We start from the raw sequence: 18,088 nt of genomic DNA on the forward strand, positions 1-18,088 counted from the left end.
CATTGGAGTATGGGATCCTCCATGCAGATAAGGAACCCTGATCTAAGCTCACAGTCGCATACACACTTGAACGTCGGCATCACGCAAAAGGAGCCTGCATGGGCGGTCGCACCTCGACATTTATTTTCAGCCTTGGCCTCCTGGCGCTGCTCAGTGGCTGTGGCCAAGACAAGGCCGAGCCCAAGCAGCATTCACGGGTGTTCGTGCAAACGGTGCAGTCGGCGGATTTTGCCGCGGCGGTCACGTTGACCGGTGATATCCAGGCGCGGGTGCAAACCGATCTGTCCTTTCGCGTGGGAGGCAAGATCATCCAGCGCATGGTCGACGTGGGCGACCGAGTAACGGCCAGGCAAGTGCTGGCCAAGCTCGATCCTAAGGACCTGCAAACCAATGTCGATTCCGCCCAGGCTCAGGTTGTGGCTGAACAGGCGCGGGTCAAGCAGACCGCCGCCGCCTTCGTGCGCCAGGAAAAACTCTTGCCCAAAGGTTATACCAGCCGCAGCGAATACGACGCCGCCCAGGCCGCGCTGCGCAGCAGCCAAAGTGCCCTGGCCGCTGCCCAGGCGCAGTTGGCCAATGCCCGCGAACAATTGGGCTACACCTCGCTGATTGCCGATGCCCCGGGCATCATCACCGCGCGCCAGGCCGAAGTCGGCCAAGTGGTACAGGCCACCGTGCCAATCTTCAGCCTGGCCCGCGATGGCGAACGTGACGCCGTGTTCAACGTATATGAGTCCCTGCTGGTGGAGCCGCCGCCCGACGCACCGATTACAGTGAGCCTGCTGGACAACCCGAGCATCAAGGCCGTGGGCAAAGTCCGCGAAGTCACGCCCGCCGTGGCCGCCAATACCGGCACCGTCCAAGTGAAGATCGCCCTGCAAAGCCTGCCCAAGGGCATGGAGCTGGGGTCGGTGGTGAGTGCCACCGCCAATGGCCCGGCCAAGGCGAGCATCGAGCTGCCCTGGTCGGCGCTGACCAAAGACCTCAACGAGCCGGCCGTGTGGCTGGTGGACGGCGAAGGCAAGGCGCAGTTGCACAAGGTCACCGTGGCGCGCTACCTCACCGGCAAAGTGATCATCGGCGAGGGCCTCAAAGGCGGTGAAAAAGTCGTGATAGCCGGTGGGCAATTGCTGCACCCCGGCATGGTCGTCGAAATCGCCCAACCCGGAGCGCAGCCATGAAACAACTGACGCTCATTGTCGCCGCCAGCCTGTTGCTGGTGGCCTGCTCCAAGGAAGAGGCGCCGCCCGAACCCATACGGCCCGTGCTGTCCATGGAAGTGAAGGCTGAAGATCAGGAAAACCTCGGTCGTTTCGCCGGCACCATCCAGGCCCGCTATGAAAGCAACCTGGGTTTCCGCGTGCCTGGCCGCATCGCCCGCCGCGCCGTGGATGTCGGTGCCGAAGTGGAGAAGGGCGCCTTGCTCGCCGTGCTTGACCCCACCGACCAGCAGAACCAATTACGCGCTGCCCAGGGCGATCTGGCGCGGGTACAGGCGCAGTTCATCAACGCCCAGGCCAACGCTCGGCGGCAACAGGAACTGTTCAACCGTGGCGTCGGCGCACAGGCTCAATTGGATGTGGCCCAGACCGACCTGAAAACCACCCAGGCGACCCTCGACCAGGCCCGCGCCTCGGTCAATCAAGCCAAGGACCAGCTCAACTACGCCGAACTGCGCACCGACCACGCCGGCATCGTCACTGCCTGGAATGCCGAGGCCGGCCAGGTGGTCAGCGCCGGCCAGCAAGTGGTGACCCTGGCCCGTCCGGACATCAAGGAAGCCGTGATCGACCTGCCCGCCGGCCTGGCTGAACGTCTGCCTGCCGATGTGGTGTTCCTGGTCGCCGGCCAACTGGACCCCAGCGTGCACACCACCGCCGTGGTGCGTGAGATCGAGCCTCAGGCCCAAAGCGCCACGCGCACCCGTCGCGCACGCCTGAGCCTGGCCGAAACGCCGCCCGCGTTCCGCCTGGGCACGGCAATCAGCGTGACGTTGAGCACCGCCATCGCCCCGCGCATCGAACTGCCCCTGAGCGCCTTGCAGGAAGTCGACGGCAAGACCCGCATCTGGCTGCTCGACACCCAGAGCCAGACCGTGCAACCGCGTGAGGTCACGGTCATCAGCCGTGATGCCCACAGCGCCTTGCTCAATGGCAGCGTCAAACCCGGCGAGCGCATTGTCACTGCCGGCGTGAACAGCCTGAAACCCGGGCAAAAAGTCAAAATCGACGAGGACAGCCCGCGATGAAAGGGAGCTTCAACTTATCCGACTGGGCCCTCAAGCATCAGTCCTTCGTCTGGTACCTGATGTTCGTCGCGCTGCTGATGGGCGTGTTCTCGTACATGAACCTGGGCCGTGAAGAAGACCCCTCGTTCACCATCAAGACCATGGTGATCCAGACCCGCTGGCCGGGTGCGACCCAGGAAGAAACCCTCAAGCAGGTCACCGACCGCATCGAGAAAAAACTCGAGGAACTCGACTCCCTCGACTATGTGAAAAGCTACACCCGGCCGGGCGAGTCCACGGTGTTCGTGTTCCTCAAGGACACCACCAGCGCCAAGGCCATTCCGGAAATCTGGTACCAGGTTCGCAAGAAGATCGATGACATTCGCGGCACCTTCCCCCAGGGCTTGCAGGGGCCGTCGTTCAACGATGAATTCGGTGACGTGTTCGGCTCGGTGTATGCCTTTACCGGCGATGGCCTGTCGATGCGCCAGCTGCGTGACTACGTAGAGCAAGTGCGCGCCGAGATCCGCTCGGTGCCGGGGCTGGGCAAGGTCGAGATGATCGGCCAGCAAGACGAAGTGATTTACCTGAATTTCTCCACGCGCAAACTCGCGGCATTGGGGATTGACCAGCGCCAGGTCGTGCAAAGCCTGCAATCGCAAAACGCCGTGACCCCCGCCGGGGTGATCGAGGCAGGGCCCGAACGCATCTCCGTGCGCACCTCCGGGCAGTTCGCCTCGGAGAAAGACCTGGCCAACGTCAACCTGCGCCTCAATGACCGTTTCTATCGGCTGGCGGACATCGCGGACATCAGCCGTGGCTATGTGGACCCGGCGCGGCCGATGTTCCGCTTCAACGGCAAACCGGCGATTGGCTTGGCCATCGCCATGCAGAAGGGCGGCAATATCCAGTCGTTCGGCAAGGCCCTGCACGGGCGCATGGACGAGCTGACCGCCGACCTGCCGGTGGGCGTCGGCGTGCACAAGGTCTCCGACCAGGCCGAAGTGGTGGAAGAGGCTGTCGGCGGCTTCACCAGCGCATTGTTCGAGGCGGTGATCATCGTGCTGGTGGTGAGCTTTATCAGCCTCGGCATGCGCGCCGGGTTGGTGGTGGCGTGCTCGATCCCGTTGGTGCTGGCGCTGGTATTCGTGTTCATGGAATACAGCGGCATCACCATGCAACGCGTGTCGCTGGGCGCGTTGATCATCGCCCTCGGCCTGCTGGTGGATGACGCGATGATCACCGTGGAGATGATGATCACGCGCCTGGAAAAAGGCGAAACCAAGGAGCAGGCGGCGACTTACGCCTATACCTCCACGGCGTTCCCGATGCTCACCGGCACCCTGGTGACCGTGGCCGGCTTCGTGCCGATTGGCCTCAACGCCAGTTCGGCGGGCGAGTACACCTTTACCCTGTTCGCGGTGATTGCCGTGGCGATGCTGGTGTCGTGGGTGGTGGCGGTGCTGTTTGCGCCGGTGATCGGCGTGCATATCCTCAGCGCCAATGTGAAACCGCACAACGCCGAGCCGGGGCGCATTGGCCGTGCCTTCAATGGCGGCATGCTGTGGGCCATGCGCAACCGTTGGTGGGCGATTGGCATCACCGTGGCGCTGTTCGTGGCCTCGGTGTTCTCCATGCAATTTGTGCAGAACCAGTTCTTCCCGTCGTCGGACCGTCCGGAAATTCTCGTCGACCTGAACCTGCCGCAAAACGCCTCGATCAACGAGACGCGCAAGGCCGTTGACCGCCTCGAAGCGATCATCAAGGACGACCCGGACATCGCCCGTTGGAGCACCTACATTGGCCAGGGCGCGATTCGTTTCTACCTGCCGCTGGACCAGCAGCTGGAAAATCCCTACTACGCGCAACTGGTGATTGTGAGCAAAGGCCTGGAAGAGCGTGGCGCCCTGATCGCCCGCCTGCAACAGCGTCTGCGCGATGATTTTGTCGGCATCGGCAGCTATGTGCAGCCGCTGGAAATGGGCCCGCCGGTCGGGCGGCCGATCCAGTACCGCGTGTCCGGCAAAGACATCGACCAGGTGCGCAAGCACGCCATTGAACTGGCGACCTTGCTGGATCAGAACACCCACCTGGGCGAGATCATCTACGACTGGAACGAGCCGGGCAAAGTGCTGCGGGTGGACATCGCCCAGGACAAGGCGCGGCAATTGGGGCTGTCGTCGGAAGACGTGGCGCAGTTGATGAACAGCGTGGTCAGCGGCGCGGCGGTGACCCAGGTGCACGACGATATCTACCTGATCAACGTGGTCGGCCGCGCCGAAGATGCTGAGCGGGGCACCCCGGAAACCTTGCAGAACCTGCAGATCGTCACGCCCAACGGCACCTCGATTCCGCTGCTGGCGTTCGCCACCGTGCGTTACGAGCTGGAGCAGCCGCTGGTGTGGCGCCGTGACCGCAAGCCGACCATCACTATCAAGGCCGCCGTGCGCGATGAGATGCAGCCGACCGACCTGGTCAAGCAGTTGGCGCCGACCATCGAGAAATTCAGCGAAGGCTTGCCGGTGGGCTACAAAGTCGCCACCGGCGGCACCGTCGAAGAAAGCGGCAAGGCCCAGGGGCCGATCGCCAAGGTGGTGCCGTTGATGCTGTTTCTGATGGCCACCTTCCTGATGATCCAGTTGCACAGCGTGCAGAAGATGTTCCTGGTGGCCAGCGTCGCGCCACTGGGGCTGATCGGCGTGGTCCTGGCGTTGATCCCCACGGGCACGCCCATGGGCTTTGTGGCGATCCTGGGGATCCTGGCGTTGATCGGTATCATCATCCGCAACTCGGTGATTCTGGTCACACAGATCCACGAGTACGAAGAGGCCGGCTACACGCCGTGGGATGCAGTGGTGGAAGCCACCGAGCACCGGCGCCGGCCGATTCTGCTGACTGCTGCGGCGGCGAGCCTGGGCATGATCCCGATTGCGCGGGAAGTGTTCTGGGGGCCGATGGCCTACGCGATGATTGGTGGGATCATCATTGCGACGTTGCTGACGTTGCTGTTTCTGCCGGCGCTGTATGTGGCCTGGTACAAGATCCGCGAGCCGAAACAGGAACATCAGCCACAACAGGATTAATTCTGAGAGAGGACTGTCAGTTAAGCGCAGATCCCCTGTGGGAGCGGGCTTGCCCGCGAAGGCGGTGCGTCAGTCGCAGCATCTGTGACTGAACTGTCGCTTTCGCAGGCAAGCCAGCTCCCACACTTGGATCTTCATTCTGGTTGAGGCTGTGTGAAGCTTCTGAAAAATCCCCATGTCGTCCTGGCTCACTACTGCATGCTGTACCCTCTGGTCCTCATTCCAGACCCAGGTCGATCCTCATGCAGTGCCTGCGTTTCACCTTGCTGTTTTGCGCGTTGCTCCTTGCATCGCCTGCCTTCGCCGCCACCGTACTGGAAAACGCCTTATGGCGCGTCGAACTCGACCCCGCCACCCTGGCGCTGCGCGTGACACCCGCAGGCCAAGCCTCGGTGCAGGCCTCCAGCGGTGTGGCGGCGCATGCCGTCAGCCAACTGCAGAACACCCCCGACCAGGCCACTTGGCAATGGGACAACGGCGCCTATCGCCTGAGCGCCCGCCTGGAACAGCGCGACCTGGCCTTGACCATCAACGCCCGCGCGCCCGGTGAGCTGGCCCTGCTGCGCCAGCCCGCCGAGGCCATGGGGCAAGGGTTGATCTGGCCCTTGGCCGAGGGGCATTACGTGCCTGCCGGCAATGCCCTCTGGAAGGCGTTTCTGCTGGAGCGCGATGAGCTCAATACCACCCAGGACCTGAGCCTGCCGCTGTGGGGCGTGGATCACGCTGGCTTCACGTTGAACTGGTTATTGACCAACCCCTACAACAACCGCTTGCAATGGCACGCCGACGGCAACGGCCTGGCCCTCTCCGCGTCCCATGAGTTCACCCCGCTGGCGCCTGACGCGCCGATGACGCTGCGCCTGTACTTGGGCGATGCCGACCCGTTGGCCGGCGCCAAGCGCTACCGCCAGTGGCTGGTGGAGCAGGGCCGTTATGAGCCGTTGGCGGACAAGCTGCGGCAAACACCCGAAGCCCAGAAACTGCTGGGCGCCAGCCATGTGTACCTCTGGGACAACGGCCTGCTGGCTTTGGGCGATGTGCGTGATTGGCCAACACTGATCAAACGGCTGCGCAGCCATGAACTCAAGACGCTGATGGACAAAGAGAGCGCACAGCTGCTGGCGAAGCCCACTGCATTGAATCTCTATGAGCAAACCGTGCTGCTGCGCGGCCTCAACGCGGCGATCAACACCAAGGCCCGGCAGGCCTGGCAAGTGCAAGAGCCAGACATGACCCGCCTTGCCGCCCGCTATGGCGAGCTGCGCAGTGAACTGGCCGTCGACTTTGCGGGGGCCTTGAGTGACAGCCCGCAAACCTGGGGCAGTAGCGCCATTCAAACCCTGCGCGACGCTGGGCTGCAGCGTTTGCTGCTGACCTTGGGCGAAGGTTGGGAGGGTGGCCTGTGGCATCCCGAGGCGATTCGCGCCGGGGTGGAAGCCGGCTTTCTGATGGCGCCTTACGACTCCTATGAAACGGCCCTGTCCGCCACCGAAAATCCCGATTGGACCACTGCCCACCTGGGCGCCAAGGCCTATCGTGACTGCGCGATCGTGCTGAAAGACGGCAAGCTGAAAACCGGCTTCCAGAAGTCCGGCCACTACACCGACCCGCGTTGTGTGCGGCCGCTGCTGGAGGCGCGGGTGAAGGCGGTACACGCCAAGGCTGGCTTCAATGCCTGGTTTCTCGATGCCTACGCCACCAGCATGCTGTTCGACAGCTACCGCAGCGACGCCAGCATGACCCAGGCGCAAAACGCCGAGGGCAATATCGACGCCTCTCGCTGGATCAACACCGTGCCGAAGCTGGTCACAGGCTCCGAAGACGGCAACGCCATCACCGCCCAGGGCATCCTGTTCGCCCACGGCATGCAGACCCCGGTGATCGGCTGGGGCGACCGCGAGATGACCCAGGACCCGCAGTCGCCGTACTTCGTCGGCAACTGGTACCCAACCGAGCAACCGGCGGTGTTCTTCAAATCAGTGCCGTTGAAGGAGCCGTTTCGCACGGTGTATTTCGAGCCGACGATGCGCCTGCCGTTATACCAGGCGGTGTTCCATGGCTCGGTGATCACCACCCATCATTGGCTGTTCGACAGCCTCAAGCTGAGCAATGTGCGGGGCGACAATGAACTGACCCAACTGCTCTACAACGTGCCGCCGCTGTACCACCTCAGTGCGGCGACGCTCAAGGCGCGGTTGCCGATTATTCAGCGCCAGGACCGTTTTTTCCGGCCGTTGCACCAGCGCTTGGCGACCCAGGCGATGACTGATTTTCGCTGGCTGAGCGCAGACAAGCAGGTGCAGCAAACAACCTTTGCTGACGGGACGCGGTTGGTGGCGAATTTCTCGGCGGTGGAGAAAGAGGGGTATGCCGGGCGCAGTGTGACGGTGCTTGTGGAGGGGGAGGAGCCGGTGGTGTATCAGGTGAATCGGTAGCGTCTGTGAGGTCTTCGCGAGCAAGCCCGCTCCCACAGGGGATCGCATTCCAAAATGTGGGAGCGGGCTTGCTTGCGAAGGCGTCAGCCCGAACAACACAGCACTAAACTTTACGCCACACACTCGCCAACCAAGGCTGCTGTTCCCGCGGCAACCCGGCCGGCCGGTAGTAATGCTCCAGCTCTTCAAACCCGGCCGCAATCAGCAAGGCCTGCCACGCCTGCAGGTCGTGATAAGACCCATACCGCGGCCCATTCCAGCCCTCTTGGTTCTCGCCCCGAGGGTTGGAGCTGAACAGCACGCCCCCAGGCTTCAACGCGCCGTGCAGCTCTTTGAGCACTCGTGGCAGTTCCTGCTTGGGAATATGAAACAGCACCGCATTGGCAAACACTCCATCGAAGCGTTCGGCGGGCAGGTCCAGCTTGAGAAAGTCCTGCTGCAACACTTCACAGCCGCTGTCTTCGCGGGCCATCTGCGCAAAACGCTGGGAGCCATCCAGGCCCACGGCGATATGCCCCATGCGCGTAAACGTCTGCAAATCCCGCCCCGGCCCACAGCCGAAATCCAGCACGGTAAACGGCGGCGTGCCCTGGATATGCCGCAGCAGCGCGTCGATGTTCTGGCTCACATCGTGATCGCGGGTGCCTTCACGAAAGTCTTCGGCCACCTTGTTGTAGTGGCCCAGGGTGGCGGCGGTGATCTGGTTGAGGTCGTCGGGAGCAAGTTTCATGGCATGGCGCACGGCTGCGGCTGAGGTAGGGGGACTATACCCCGGCCCACTCTTGAGTTGAAAACCGTGTATCCGCTGTAGGGCGCTTCACGGCGGTCGCAGTGCGCGCATCCGACAGACCGCCACGGGAAATTGTGGGTAAGATTCGGCCCTTATTTGCAGAGGGTTATACATCCATGGAAGAGGAAAAACGTTCACCCGTTGGCAACGACACCGCACCGAACAAGGTCGACCAATACGCCACGAGATTGAGCAATGGCTTGCTCTGGCTCAATGAGCGTGCCTGGCCGCTGACGGTGGGGATTCTCTCGGTGGCCGGCCTGTACCTGTACCAGTACATCCAGATGGAAAAGGTGCCGCTGAGTATCTTGTCGGCATCGGCGTTCACCGCATTGCCGGCGATGTTCGCCATGTTGGTATTTGTGATCGGCATGATGGGCGCGTCGATCCTGGTGCCCACGTTCATCTTGTTCACGCGCCTGAACGGCACCGGTGTGCGCCTGAGTGATCAACTCAATCTCAGCCCGCAGTCGCCGCAAGAGACGGCCCAGCACCGGCGGTTACTGGGGCATTGGGCGGCCAGCCTGTTGGTGATGTTTGTATTCTGGATGTCCGCCGTGTACCTGTCCGTGAACGCCGAAAGTGGGCTGTTGCTGACGCTCAGTTGGATCGTGGCGATCATGGCGGCGGTAGTGGCCTATGTCGGCATCATCATTCGCGCCCGGCCCGCCCATGTTGCCCTGCGTGAGTTGTCCGGCGAGTTCTGGCTGGCCAGTGCTGGTGCCGGGGTGGTTCAAATGGTGGTCATTTTGATGGTGACGGTGCCGGTCTCCCGCGCCTTCAGCGAGTACTCCGACAGCGCCGTGTTCTTTGCGCCGTTCATGGCCGCCGAAATGGCCGTGCTGTTTCTGATTCAGGGGAGCGCCGCCTGCCTGGTGGTGCGCATGCGCGTTCAGAAAAACCCGGTGGCGTTCGCCTCATTGGTGGCCTTTGCTCTCATCGTTTTACTCGGGCTGATCCCGGCGAGTGGGGCCAAGTTGGGCGGCCTGCCGCTGCAAGGCTCCGCCTCGGGAGGGCGCGTTTGTACGTTGATGACCTGGGCGGCAGAGGCCAAGGTCCCCAGCGTGCTGGTAGACGCCGACAACCCCAAGCGCAGCGTGAAACTGCGGGTGATGGCCGACTCGGATGGCAGCTACATCGTGCGGCCCTGGCAGGCCAAGGACAAAACCATCACCTTCGTGCCCCGCGCCAGCGTTGCCCAGCTGGATGAGTGCCCGTGAGCTAGCGGGTTTCCAGGCGGGCAGAGCCCACTGGCCTCACCTCCTGCATCGAACGGTTATCGGTTCGAGAGCTGACCCAAGAAAAACCGTTTTCCCCGGCTCGGACAACGACTGCGAAGTTCTGTGGCACAACGAATGTCGGTGCAGAAGAAATGGGTGTGGCTGCTGCATTTTCGTTTACGGTAGCGAACAGCACGAAGACGGCCGACACGAAGCCGCTGGAAGTCATGAGGTTTGGCATGTGCTGAATCTCCTAGGTCGAATGTGTCGAGTATTAAATGGTGTTTGAGCTCGTAAGCATCCCTTTCAGTAAAGTTTTACCGCCACAGCTTGAACGTCCTGCTCGCTATCAACGTTCTGACCAGCGGCATAATTCCCGCTTTGGGAAACGGCCTTGAGCGCACTGTTTCGGCCACCTTCAATTGCTTCAAGGCAGTTGTATTTGGCAGGATTTTCACCGGAGGCAGGATGCCAGATACATCCGACTGTGTACTGAGCATCATTAGTCCTGTTCAGAGCCACCGTGTTGTTGTCAGCAATGCTGAATGCCTGGGTCCATGTTTTCGGTGGAGGCTCAATCAGCTGGATACCCAATATTCCGGCAGGAGGAATCCACGTGAAATAGCTGGTCCTGCCGTCGTTATCCTTGCGCTCTACCAGGGCAATTCCGTTGCTATTGATTGCGCGTCCATAGTTCATGGTGCCGATTGCCAGATTCAGAGTCAGCGGAGCCGACGTGGGTGTATTCCAGACTGCTGTTCGGGCCGGGTTGGCATTGGTGTTGGGATACTCGCAAAAGCCTATGGATTGTAGGGCGTTATTGAGGCCAGTGACCACGCAATGGTTGGCCCCGGTAGCGAGGGGCAAGGATGTCACGGTATAACCAGTGGCGTTAGCCTGCGCTATTTTAGGAATGGGAATGCCGTCGTTGCCTGGACAATTCATGGCAATGCTAGGGTAGCCACTCATGAGAACATTGTTGATGTCCACCGGGGAACATCCGTCGTTGTATCCAGCCAGTCCAATCAGCGATGAGTAAACTCGCTTGGGCGTGTCGGTTCCAGCGAGCCACACAATGGTGGAGAACTCCTTGCCGTTGCTACTGATGCTTGATCCAACCATATCGCCACGCTGATTGAACGCGGTAATGATGGTCTGCACATCAGCAGCGCGTAACAATGTGCCAGGAAGCGGTGCGAGCGCTGTCGCACTGCCCGGTGTGGTGACGTTCCACGTTACGGCTGTGACGCCATTATTGGCATTCTTACAGGTGCCACTAATCCAGCTGCCGTTGGAGACAGCGTTGGCGTAACAGGGTTGGCCCGCAACCAGTGACGCCAACGCCACCTGTGAATCTGCTGTGTTCACGTTCGACACCCAGGGAATATTGTTGGCGCTGGAGCTGGGGGGAGAGCAGTTGCCGACAGCAATAGCGTTGTCGTTGATGCTGGTGGTTTCGCACTGCCCAGCCATAGGCCCCAATTTGACGTACTGGGCAGCATTGGCCGTCAATGCAAGTACACTCGCCAACAGGCTGCCCGCAATTTTCATTAGGTGTGCTTTCATCATCAGTCCGTCCTTGGGGAAACATTCACGGTCTGATTAGATATACAAAGAACATGGTCAACAACTGTCATAGTTGACAGGTATGAACGCGCACTCAGCGCTTGTTCAATGCCCGCGCCAGTCGATCCCCGCTCAGTTGGATCACCGCCACCAGCGCCACCAGCAGCACGATCACTGTGAGCATGATCTGGGTGTCAAAGCGCTGGTAGCCATAGCGGTAGGCAATATCGCCCAGGCCACCGGCGCCGATCGCCCCGGCCATGGCCGATGAGTTGATCATGGTCACCAGGGTGATGGTGAAGCCGCCGACGATGCCGGGCAGCGCCTCGGGCAGCAGCACATGCCAGATGATGTGCCAGCGGCGGCAACCCATGGCCTGCGCGGCTTCGATCAGGCCATGGTCGACTTCGCGTAGGCTCACTTCGGCGATGCGTGCAAAGAACGGCGTGGCGGCGATGGTCAGCGGTACCACTGCCGCCCAGACGCCATAGGTGGTGCCGACGATCAGGCGCGTGAACGGGATGAGCGCCACCATCAGGATCAGGAACGGTATGGAGCGGAACAGATTCACGAACGCTCCCAGCACGCGGTTAAGGGCCGGTGCCTGGTAGATGCCGCCCTTGTCACTGGTGACCAGGAAGACCGCCAGCGGAATGCCCACCAGCAGCGCGATCAGCGACGACACTCCCACCATCAACAAGGTGTCGATGGCGCCCTGCACTAAACGATCAAACCACATAGCCCAGCACCTCCACCTGTTGTGCCCAATTGGCCGCGCGTTTGCGCAGTTCTTCGCCGTTGTGCGGCGATGCATTCACTGCCAGCAGCAGTTGCCCCAAGGCATGCCCCTGGATGCGTTCCACGCCGCCTTGCAGCAAGCGCACGCGGCCACCGAGGGCGCTGAACAGCGCCGCGAGGTCTGGCTCCAGGCTGTCGCTGCCGGTGAACTGCAAGCGCAGCACCAGTGCGGCGTCGGCCGAGGCGGGCGTGGGTTGCAGGCGGCTTTGCAACTCTGGCGGCAAGCCGTGTTGCAGGGGGGCGAGCAGGGTCTTGCTGACCTCATGTTGCGGATCGCCAAACACCTGCCACACCGGGCCTTGCTCGACGATACGCCCGTGTTCGAGTACCACCACGCGCTCGCAGATGTCGCGGATCACCGCCATCTCATGGGTGATCAGCACGATGGTCAGGCCCAGGCGCTGGTTGATCTCGCGCAGCAGGCCGAGGATCGACTGGGTGGTTTCCGGGTCGAGGGCCGAAGTGGCTTCGTCGCACAGCAGAATCTCGGGGTCGTGCACCAGCGCGCGGGCGATGCCGACGCGTTGTTTCTGCCCGCCGGACAGCTGCGCCGGGTATGCCTTGTGTTTGTCTTGCAGGCCTACCAGTTCCAGCAGTTCATGCACCTTTCGCGCGCGTTGTGCCTGGGGCACGCCGGCGACCTTGAGCGGCAACTCGACGTTCTGCCACACGGTCTTGGCCGACATCAGGTTGAAGTGCTGGAAGATCATGCCGATGCGTCGGCGCAGCGCCACCAAGTGGTCTTCATCGAAGCCGCCGATGTCTACCTGGTCGATCAGCACCCGTCCGCTGCTGGGTTGCTCCAGACGGTTGATGGTGCGGATCAGCGACGACTTGCCGGCGCCGCTGCGGCCGATGATGCCGAACACTTCGCCACGCTGGATCGCCAGGTCAATGCCTTGCAGCGCATGCACCGTGCCGTCATAGGTTTTGCCCAGGTTGATGAACCGCACGTGGGCGCGGTTCAAGTCCGGGTGCAGTTCAGTCTGTTCGGCGTGGCTGGGCGCGTGCTCCAGGTCGCGCAAGCGGGCGTTGGCGGCACTCATGGTTTAGCTTCCCAGCCGACCTGGTAGAGCTTGCCGAGGGACTTGTCCAAGGCCGCACGCACTACCGGCGAGTGCTGGTAGATATCGACGAACTTGATCACCCGTGGGTCGGTTTTGCTCTTGGGCTGGATCACGAACTGAATCACGTATTCCGGGTGGTCGAGGCCGTCGAACAGCAGCGCCGACTCGGCATCGAAGGTCTTGGACAGGCGGATATACGCGGGGTAGCCCTGCACCAGATCGGCGTCGTCATAGGCGCGCACCAGTTGCACGGCTTCCACTTGCAGGATCTTGATGTTTTTCGGGTTGGCGACGATGTCTTCTTCGGTGGCCTTGTAGCCCACGCCCGGCTTGAGGGTGATCAGCCCGGCCTTGGCCAGCAGTTGCAGGCCGCGACCGCTGTTGATCGGGTCGTTGGCAATCGCCACGCTGGCGCCTGCGGGCAGCTCGTTAACGCTTTTGTATTTTTTCGAATACAGCCCGACGTTGTTGATGATGCCCGGCGCGTACGGCACCAGGTCAAACCCGGCGGCGGCCTTGGCGTTTTCCAGGAAGGGGATGTGCTGGAAGTAGTTCACGTCGATATCGCCGGCGGCGAGGCTGACGTTGGGCGCGATCCAGTCGGTGAACTCCACCAGTTCGACCTTCAGGCCCTGCTTGCCGGCTTCTTGTACGGCGGCTTCCAGCGGAATGGCGAAGGCGGCGGTGGTGCCGATTTTCAGCGGGGCGTCGGCGGCAAATACCGCCGAGCTGAATAAGCCAAGGGCCAGGGCCAGTGCTTTGACTGGGTTGTTGAGCAATGTCTTTTTCATAGTCGATTTCCATTGTAGGAGCGAGCTTGCTCGCGAAAAACTGGAGGGCGCCTCGGCATACCAGGCGGCCCGCGTTATCGTTGACGGTCTTCGCGAGCAAGCTCGCTCCTACAGGGCGTGGTGGCGGTAGGTAGAGCCGGTGTGTTGCTTGGGTAAGCGGGCCGTGTCGTGGAAGACTTTTTCCCGCAGCGTTCCCTGCGCATATTCGGTCTTGTACGAGCCCCGTCGTTGTAACTCCGGTATCACCAGCTCAATGAAATCCACATAGCTCTCCGGCGTCACAATGCGCGTCAGGTTGAAACCATCCAGCCCCGTTTCGCTGATCCAGGATTCCAGCTCATCGGCCACCTGTTCAGGCGAGCCCACCAAGGTGATATAGCGCCCGCCCAGGGCGTGCTGGTCGAGCAATTTGCGCCGGGTCCAGTCGTTGTTCTGCAGGTTCTGGGTCGCGGACTGGATCGCGTTGCTCTTGACGTACTGGATCGGTTCGTCCAGCCCGTATTGGGCAAAATCAATCCCGGTCGAGGCCGAGAAATGCGCCACGCCGGCTTCCGCGCTGGCGTAGCTGAGGTACTCGGCGTGCTTGGCCCACGCCAGCTCTTCGGTGGCGCCCACGATCACGTTAAGGCCCATGAACACCTTGATGTCATCCGGGTTGCGCCCAGCCTCCACTGCGCTGGCGCGCACCTTGTCCACCTGGCGCTTGGTCGCGGCTTTGTTTTGCCCGCTGATAAACACGCATTCGGCGTGCCGCCCGGCGAACAGCAAGCCACGCTCGGAACTGCCGGCCTGGAACAGCACGGGCGTACGCTGCGGCGATGGCTCGCACAGGTGGTAACCCTCCACCTGATAAAACTCGCCGTGGTGCGCAACCTTGTGCACCTTGCCCGGTTGCGCATACACCCGCGCTTGGCGATCGTTGCGCACCGCGTCGTCTTCCCAACTGCCTTCCCAGAGCTTGTACAACACCTGCAGGTATTCATCGGCCTGGTCGTAGCGCCGGTCATGCTCGACCTGTTCGGTGAGGCCCATGGCCTTGGCGGCGCTGTCGAGGTAGCCGGTGACAATGTTCCAACCCACCCGGCCACGGGTCAGGTGATCCAGCGTCGACATGCGCCGGGCGAACAGGTACGGCGGCTCATAGGTGAGGTTGGCGGTAAGGCCGAAGCCCAAGTGCTTGGTGACAGCGGCCATGGCCGACACCAGCAGCAGAGGGTCGTTGACCGGTAACTGGATCGACTCCTTGAGCGGCACGTCGATGGAGTCCTGGTACACGTCATACACACCGACGATATCGGCGATGAACAAACCGTCGAACAGCCCGCGCTCCAGGATTTGCGCCAGTTCAGTCCAGTATTCGAGGGTGTTGTAGTGGGTGGACGTGTCCCGTGGGTGGGTCCACAAACCGTGGTTGATGTGCCCGATGCAGTTCATGTTGAAGGCATTGAGCAGGATCTTTTTTTTGCTCATCAGATGGTCCCCCGCAGCGGCGGGTTTTCATCGTTGAGGTAGTAGTTGCCGACCGCATGGTATTTCCAGCGGACCGGGTCGTGCAGGGTGTGCACCCGGGCGTTGCGCCAGTGGCGGTCCAGGCCATGCTCGGCCAGGGTCGCCTGGCTGCCGGCCAGTTCGAACAGGGTGCTGCCGGCCGCCAGGGAGATCTCGGTGCTCAGGGCGCGCACTTCGGCGACGGCGATGGAGGCAGCAGCAACCGTTTGGGCATTGCTGTCGGCCTGGGCGCGGTCGAGGAATTCACCTGCGCGCTCCAGCAAGGCCTCGGCGGCGTGCAGGCGGCTGCTCAAGTGGCCGAAGCTCTTGAGAGTCAGCGGGTCTTCGGTGGCCTTGTCGTTGCCGGCGTCGATCCACGGGCGGGTCTTGGTGCGCACAAAATGCAAGGCGTCCTCAAAGGCCGCACGGGCGATGCCGGTGTCGATGGCCGCATGGAGGATCTGCGCCAGCGGGCCAACGGTAGTCGGGCGTTCGAAGGCGCTCTGGAACGGCACCACGTCTTGCGCTGCCACCCACACGTTGTCGAACACCACCGAGCCGCTGCCGGTGGTGCGCTGGCCGAAGCCGCTCCAGTCGTCGATCACCGTCAGGCCCGCGCTGTCACGCGGTACGAAGGCCAGTTGCTGCACGCCGTGTGCATCCACCACCGAGGTGGGGATGCGCTGGGCGTAGATCGCCCCGGTGGCGTAGAACTTGCGCCCGCTGATGCGAAAACCATCGCCGTCGCGAGTGAGGCTGGTGATGCGGTCATGGGCGGTCTTGGTGCCCAGTTCCGCCAAGGCGTTGCCAAAGCGTTGGCCGGCCAATACCTCGGCGTACAGGCGTTGCTGCTGCTCGGGGCTGCCGTTCACGCGCAGTACTTCGAGGGCATAGAAATGGTTTTGCGGAATCTGGCCCAACGAGCCATCGGCCTGGGCGATCAGTGTGATGACCTTGGCCAGGGTGACGTTGGACACGCCCGCGCCGCCGTAGGCCTTGGGCACGCTGATGCCCCACAGGCCAGAGCGGGAAAACACGTCCAGCTCGGGCAATGGCAGGCGGCGTTCGCGGTCGCGTTGAGCGCTGTCGCGGCGCAAGTCTTCAGCAAGGTCGCTGGCGACGATAAGCGCTTGTTCGTCGCTGGTGATGACTGCGACGGGGTGAGAAAGGGTCATGAGTTTCTCCAGAAGCTCGTGGAAAAAGTGTTCTGGTTGGTTAAATCCAGGAATGACGAGCCGGCAAGGTGCCGTTGAGTCGATAGGCGCCGATGGCGTGGTACTTCCAGCGCACCGGGTCGTGCAGGGTGTGCACCCGGGCGTTGCGCCAGTGACGGTCAAGGTTGAATTCGGCCAGGGTGGCGCGGCTGCCCGCCAGTTCGAAGAGCTTCTCCGTGACCTGCAGCGCCACTTCGGTGGTCAGCACCTTGGCCTCGGCCACGGCAATCGAGGCGTGGGCGGCGGACTGCGCGGTGATCGGCGCGGCGCTGACCTGGTCGAGCACCTGGCCGGCCTTACGCAGCAGGGCTTCGGCGGCGTGCAGTTCGATCTTCAACTTGCCGATATCGGCGATTACATACAGGTCGTCGCTGGCTCGCTCGACCTTGGCGTCGATCCACGGGCGTGAACGTTCACGCACGAAAGCAATGGCATCGTCGAGGGCGCCGCGGGCGATGCCGGCGTCGATGGCGGCCTGAATCAACTGCGACACGGCCCCCTGGATATTCGGGGTTTCGCCCAGGCGCCAGTTGTCGATGACCAGTTCCGGCTCCACGGCCACGCGGTCAAGCAAGACGGTGCCGCTGGCGGTGGTGCGTTGGCCAAAGCCGGACCAGTCATCAACGATGCGCAGCCCTTCGCTACCGCGACGTACAAAAGCCATGACCTGCTTGCCGTCATCGTTCAGGGCCTTGATTGCCACCCAGTGGGCAAACAAGGCTCCAGTGGAGTAGAACTTTTGCCCGCTGACCACGAACCCGTCGCCTTCGGCCGTGAGGCGCGCCTTGAGCTCCAGGGTGTTTTTGGTGCCGCGTTCGGGGCCGCCGTTGCCGATGCGCCAGCCGTCGAGCACGCTCTGGAACAGCTGCTTTTTCTGGCGCTCGGTGGCGGTGCCCTGCAACACATGCAGGATGCCGAAATGGTTTTGCGGGATCTGCCCGAGGGCTGGGTCGGCCGCGCTGATGATCGCGAAGACTTCGGCCAGGGTCACAAACGACACCTGCGGCCCGCCGTATTCACGGGGAATGGAAATACTGCCCAAGCCGCTGCGGGTGAACTGTTCGAGCTGCGCCCAGGGCAGTTTGCGCTGCTGGTCGCGCTGGGCGGCCTGCGCGCGCGCAGCCTGGGCCAGTTCGTGGGCGGCGCTCAGCGCCTGGGCGTCGTTGCGCAGCACCGTGGCGGGCAACAGCAGGGGGGCTACGTCCAGATCACTCTGGGGGGATGTTAGAGCCAAGTTAGACATCAGCGCCGCTCCTTGGCTGCACGCAATGCCCTGGCGTTGTGCACCGGGGTAATTCTGACCATACCGACCTCGCATTCAATGAAATAAACAGAAAAATCAGGAATGTCCGGTGGTCCGGTGCATATACCCTAAGCGTGTTAATTATTTAAATAAACTAACTTTTAGG

General features: G+C 62.1%; 13 protein-coding genes and 1 pseudogene. 5 read left to right on the forward strand and 9 right to left on the reverse strand.

Features of this window, described 5'->3' with window-relative positions:
* The first annotated feature begins 98 nt into the window (after positions 1 to 98).
* The 4 genes from N2A98_RS01235 to N2A98_RS01250 all read left to right on the forward strand — a co-directional run bounded on the left by N2A98_RS01235 (position 99) and on the right by N2A98_RS01250 (position 7,745).
* Complete coding sequence (locus tag N2A98_RS01235) at positions 99 to 1,181, forward strand: efflux RND transporter periplasmic adaptor subunit (protein ID WP_034125475.1); 1,083 nt, start codon at positions 99 to 101, stop codon at positions 1,179 to 1,181.
* Positions 1,178 to 2,248 carry an efflux RND transporter periplasmic adaptor subunit gene (locus N2A98_RS01240; RefSeq protein ID WP_044270439.1) on the forward strand — a complete coding sequence of 357 codons (1,071 nt, stop codon included), beginning with the start codon at positions 1,178 to 1,180 and terminating at the stop codon, positions 2,246 to 2,248. Before N2A98_RS01235 ends, N2A98_RS01240 begins: the two co-directional genes overlap by 4 nt.
* Entirely contained in the window at positions 2,245 to 5,310 is a 3,066-nt protein-coding gene (locus N2A98_RS01245; protein WP_032894148.1) for an efflux RND transporter permease subunit, read from the forward strand. Before N2A98_RS01240 ends, N2A98_RS01245 begins: the two co-directional genes overlap by 4 nt.
* A 242-nt stretch (positions 5,311 to 5,552) precedes the next feature.
* Complete coding sequence (locus tag N2A98_RS01250; RefSeq protein ID WP_275622920.1) at positions 5,553 to 7,745, forward strand: glycoside hydrolase; 2,193 nt, start codon at positions 5,553 to 5,555, stop codon at positions 7,743 to 7,745.
* A gap of 103 nt (positions 7,746 to 7,848) precedes the next feature.
* Here N2A98_RS01250 and N2A98_RS01255 read toward each other — a convergent pair whose 3' ends face one another.
* Positions 7,849 to 8,475, reverse strand: coding sequence for a class I SAM-dependent methyltransferase (locus N2A98_RS01255; protein WP_047712323.1), 627 nt, complete (start codon positions 8,473 to 8,475; stop codon positions 7,849 to 7,851).
* A gap of 176 nt (positions 8,476 to 8,651) precedes the next feature.
* Between N2A98_RS01255 and N2A98_RS01260 the strand changes: the two genes are divergently transcribed.
* Positions 8,652 to 9,755 (forward strand): hypothetical protein, encoded by a 1,104-nt coding sequence (locus N2A98_RS01260; protein WP_047712324.1) that lies wholly within the window; start codon positions 8,652 to 8,654, stop codon positions 9,753 to 9,755.
* 306 nt (positions 9,756 to 10,061) lie between these two features.
* On the opposite strand, the gene N2A98_RS01265 is transcribed toward N2A98_RS01260, so the two are convergent.
* The 8 genes and pseudogenes from N2A98_RS01265 to N2A98_RS01300 all read right to left on the reverse strand — a co-directional run bounded on the left by N2A98_RS01265 (position 10,062) and on the right by N2A98_RS01300 (position 17,922).
* Complete coding sequence (locus N2A98_RS01265) at positions 10,062 to 11,324, reverse strand: hypothetical protein (RefSeq protein ID WP_047712326.1); 1,263 nt, start codon at positions 11,322 to 11,324, stop codon at positions 10,062 to 10,064.
* A gap of 91 nt (positions 11,325 to 11,415) precedes the next feature.
* Positions 11,416 to 12,060: a methionine ABC transporter permease gene (locus N2A98_RS01270; protein ID WP_078802303.1), complete on the reverse strand. Its 645-nt coding sequence runs from the start codon at positions 12,058 to 12,060 to the stop codon at positions 11,416 to 11,418.
* Positions 12,050 to 13,165, reverse strand: coding sequence for an ATP-binding cassette domain-containing protein (locus N2A98_RS01275; protein ID WP_078802304.1), 1,116 nt, complete (start codon positions 13,163 to 13,165; stop codon positions 12,050 to 12,052). The genes N2A98_RS01270 and N2A98_RS01275 overlap by 11 nt, the downstream gene beginning before the upstream one ends.
* Positions 13,162 to 13,977 (reverse strand): MetQ/NlpA family ABC transporter substrate-binding protein, encoded by an 816-nt coding sequence (locus N2A98_RS01280; protein ID WP_078802306.1) that lies wholly within the window; start codon positions 13,975 to 13,977, stop codon positions 13,162 to 13,164. Before N2A98_RS01280 ends, N2A98_RS01275 begins: the two co-directional genes overlap by 4 nt.
* 10 nt (positions 13,978 to 13,987) lie before the next feature.
* A pseudogene (locus tag N2A98_RS01285) lies at positions 13,988 to 14,077 on the reverse strand (outer membrane lipoprotein carrier protein LolA); the annotation flags it as partial.
* 8 nt (positions 14,078 to 14,085) lie between these two features.
* Entirely contained in the window at positions 14,086 to 15,447 is a 1,362-nt protein-coding gene (locus N2A98_RS01290) for an LLM class flavin-dependent oxidoreductase (protein ID WP_275622921.1), read from the reverse strand.
* Positions 15,447 to 16,640, reverse strand: coding sequence for an SfnB family sulfur acquisition oxidoreductase (locus N2A98_RS01295; protein ID WP_047712331.1), 1,194 nt, complete (start codon positions 16,638 to 16,640; stop codon positions 15,447 to 15,449). The genes N2A98_RS01290 and N2A98_RS01295 overlap by 1 nt, the downstream gene beginning before the upstream one ends.
* Positions 16,641 to 16,680: 40 nt before the next feature.
* On the reverse strand, positions 16,681 to 17,922 hold the full coding sequence (locus N2A98_RS01300; RefSeq protein ID WP_047712332.1) for an SfnB family sulfur acquisition oxidoreductase: 1,242 nt from the start codon (positions 17,920 to 17,922) through the stop codon (positions 16,681 to 16,683).
* Positions 17,923 to 18,088 lie beyond the last annotated feature (166 nt).

This window comes from Pseudomonas sp. FJ2-5-13, from assembly GCF_029201605.1.
GTDB classification, from domain to species: Bacteria; Pseudomonadota; Gammaproteobacteria; order Pseudomonadales; family Pseudomonadaceae; genus Aquipseudomonas; species Aquipseudomonas lactis.

What these genes read in the sequence shown, in the direction of transcription:
- N2A98_RS01235 (WP_034125475.1), top strand. Translation starts at nt 99, where the DNA reads ATGGGCGGTCGCACCTCGACATTTATTTTCAGCCTTGGCCTCCTGGCG.
- N2A98_RS01240 (WP_044270439.1), top strand. Translation starts at nt 1,178, where the DNA reads ATGAAACAACTGACGCTCATTGTCGCCGCCAGCCTGTTGCTGGTGGCC.
- N2A98_RS01245 (WP_032894148.1), top strand. Translation starts at nt 2,245, where the DNA reads ATGAAAGGGAGCTTCAACTTATCCGACTGGGCCCTCAAGCATCAGTCC.
- N2A98_RS01250 (WP_275622920.1), top strand. Translation starts at nt 5,553, where the DNA reads ATGCAGTGCCTGCGTTTCACCTTGCTGTTTTGCGCGTTGCTCCTTGCA.
- N2A98_RS01255 (WP_047712323.1), bottom strand. Translation starts at nt 8,475, where the DNA reads ATGAAACTTGCTCCCGACGACCTCAACCAGATCACCGCCGCCACCCTG.
- N2A98_RS01260 (WP_047712324.1), top strand. Translation starts at nt 8,652, where the DNA reads ATGGAAGAGGAAAAACGTTCACCCGTTGGCAACGACACCGCACCGAAC.
- N2A98_RS01265 (WP_047712326.1), bottom strand. Translation starts at nt 11,324, where the DNA reads ATGATGAAAGCACACCTAATGAAAATTGCGGGCAGCCTGTTGGCGAGT.
- N2A98_RS01270 (WP_078802303.1), bottom strand. Translation starts at nt 12,060, where the DNA reads ATGTGGTTTGATCGTTTAGTGCAGGGCGCCATCGACACCTTGTTGATG.
- N2A98_RS01275 (WP_078802304.1), bottom strand. Translation starts at nt 13,165, where the DNA reads ATGAGTGCCGCCAACGCCCGCTTGCGCGACCTGGAGCACGCGCCCAGC.
- N2A98_RS01280 (WP_078802306.1), bottom strand. Translation starts at nt 13,977, where the DNA reads ATGAAAAAGACATTGCTCAACAACCCAGTCAAAGCACTGGCCCTGGCC.
- N2A98_RS01290 (WP_275622921.1), bottom strand. Translation starts at nt 15,447, where the DNA reads ATGAGCAAAAAAAAGATCCTGCTCAATGCCTTCAACATGAACTGCATC.
- N2A98_RS01295 (WP_047712331.1), bottom strand. Translation starts at nt 16,640, where the DNA reads ATGACCCTTTCTCACCCCGTCGCAGTCATCACCAGCGACGAACAAGCG.
- N2A98_RS01300 (WP_047712332.1), bottom strand. Translation starts at nt 17,922, where the DNA reads ATGTCTAACTTGGCTCTAACATCCCCCCAGAGTGATCTGGACGTAGCC.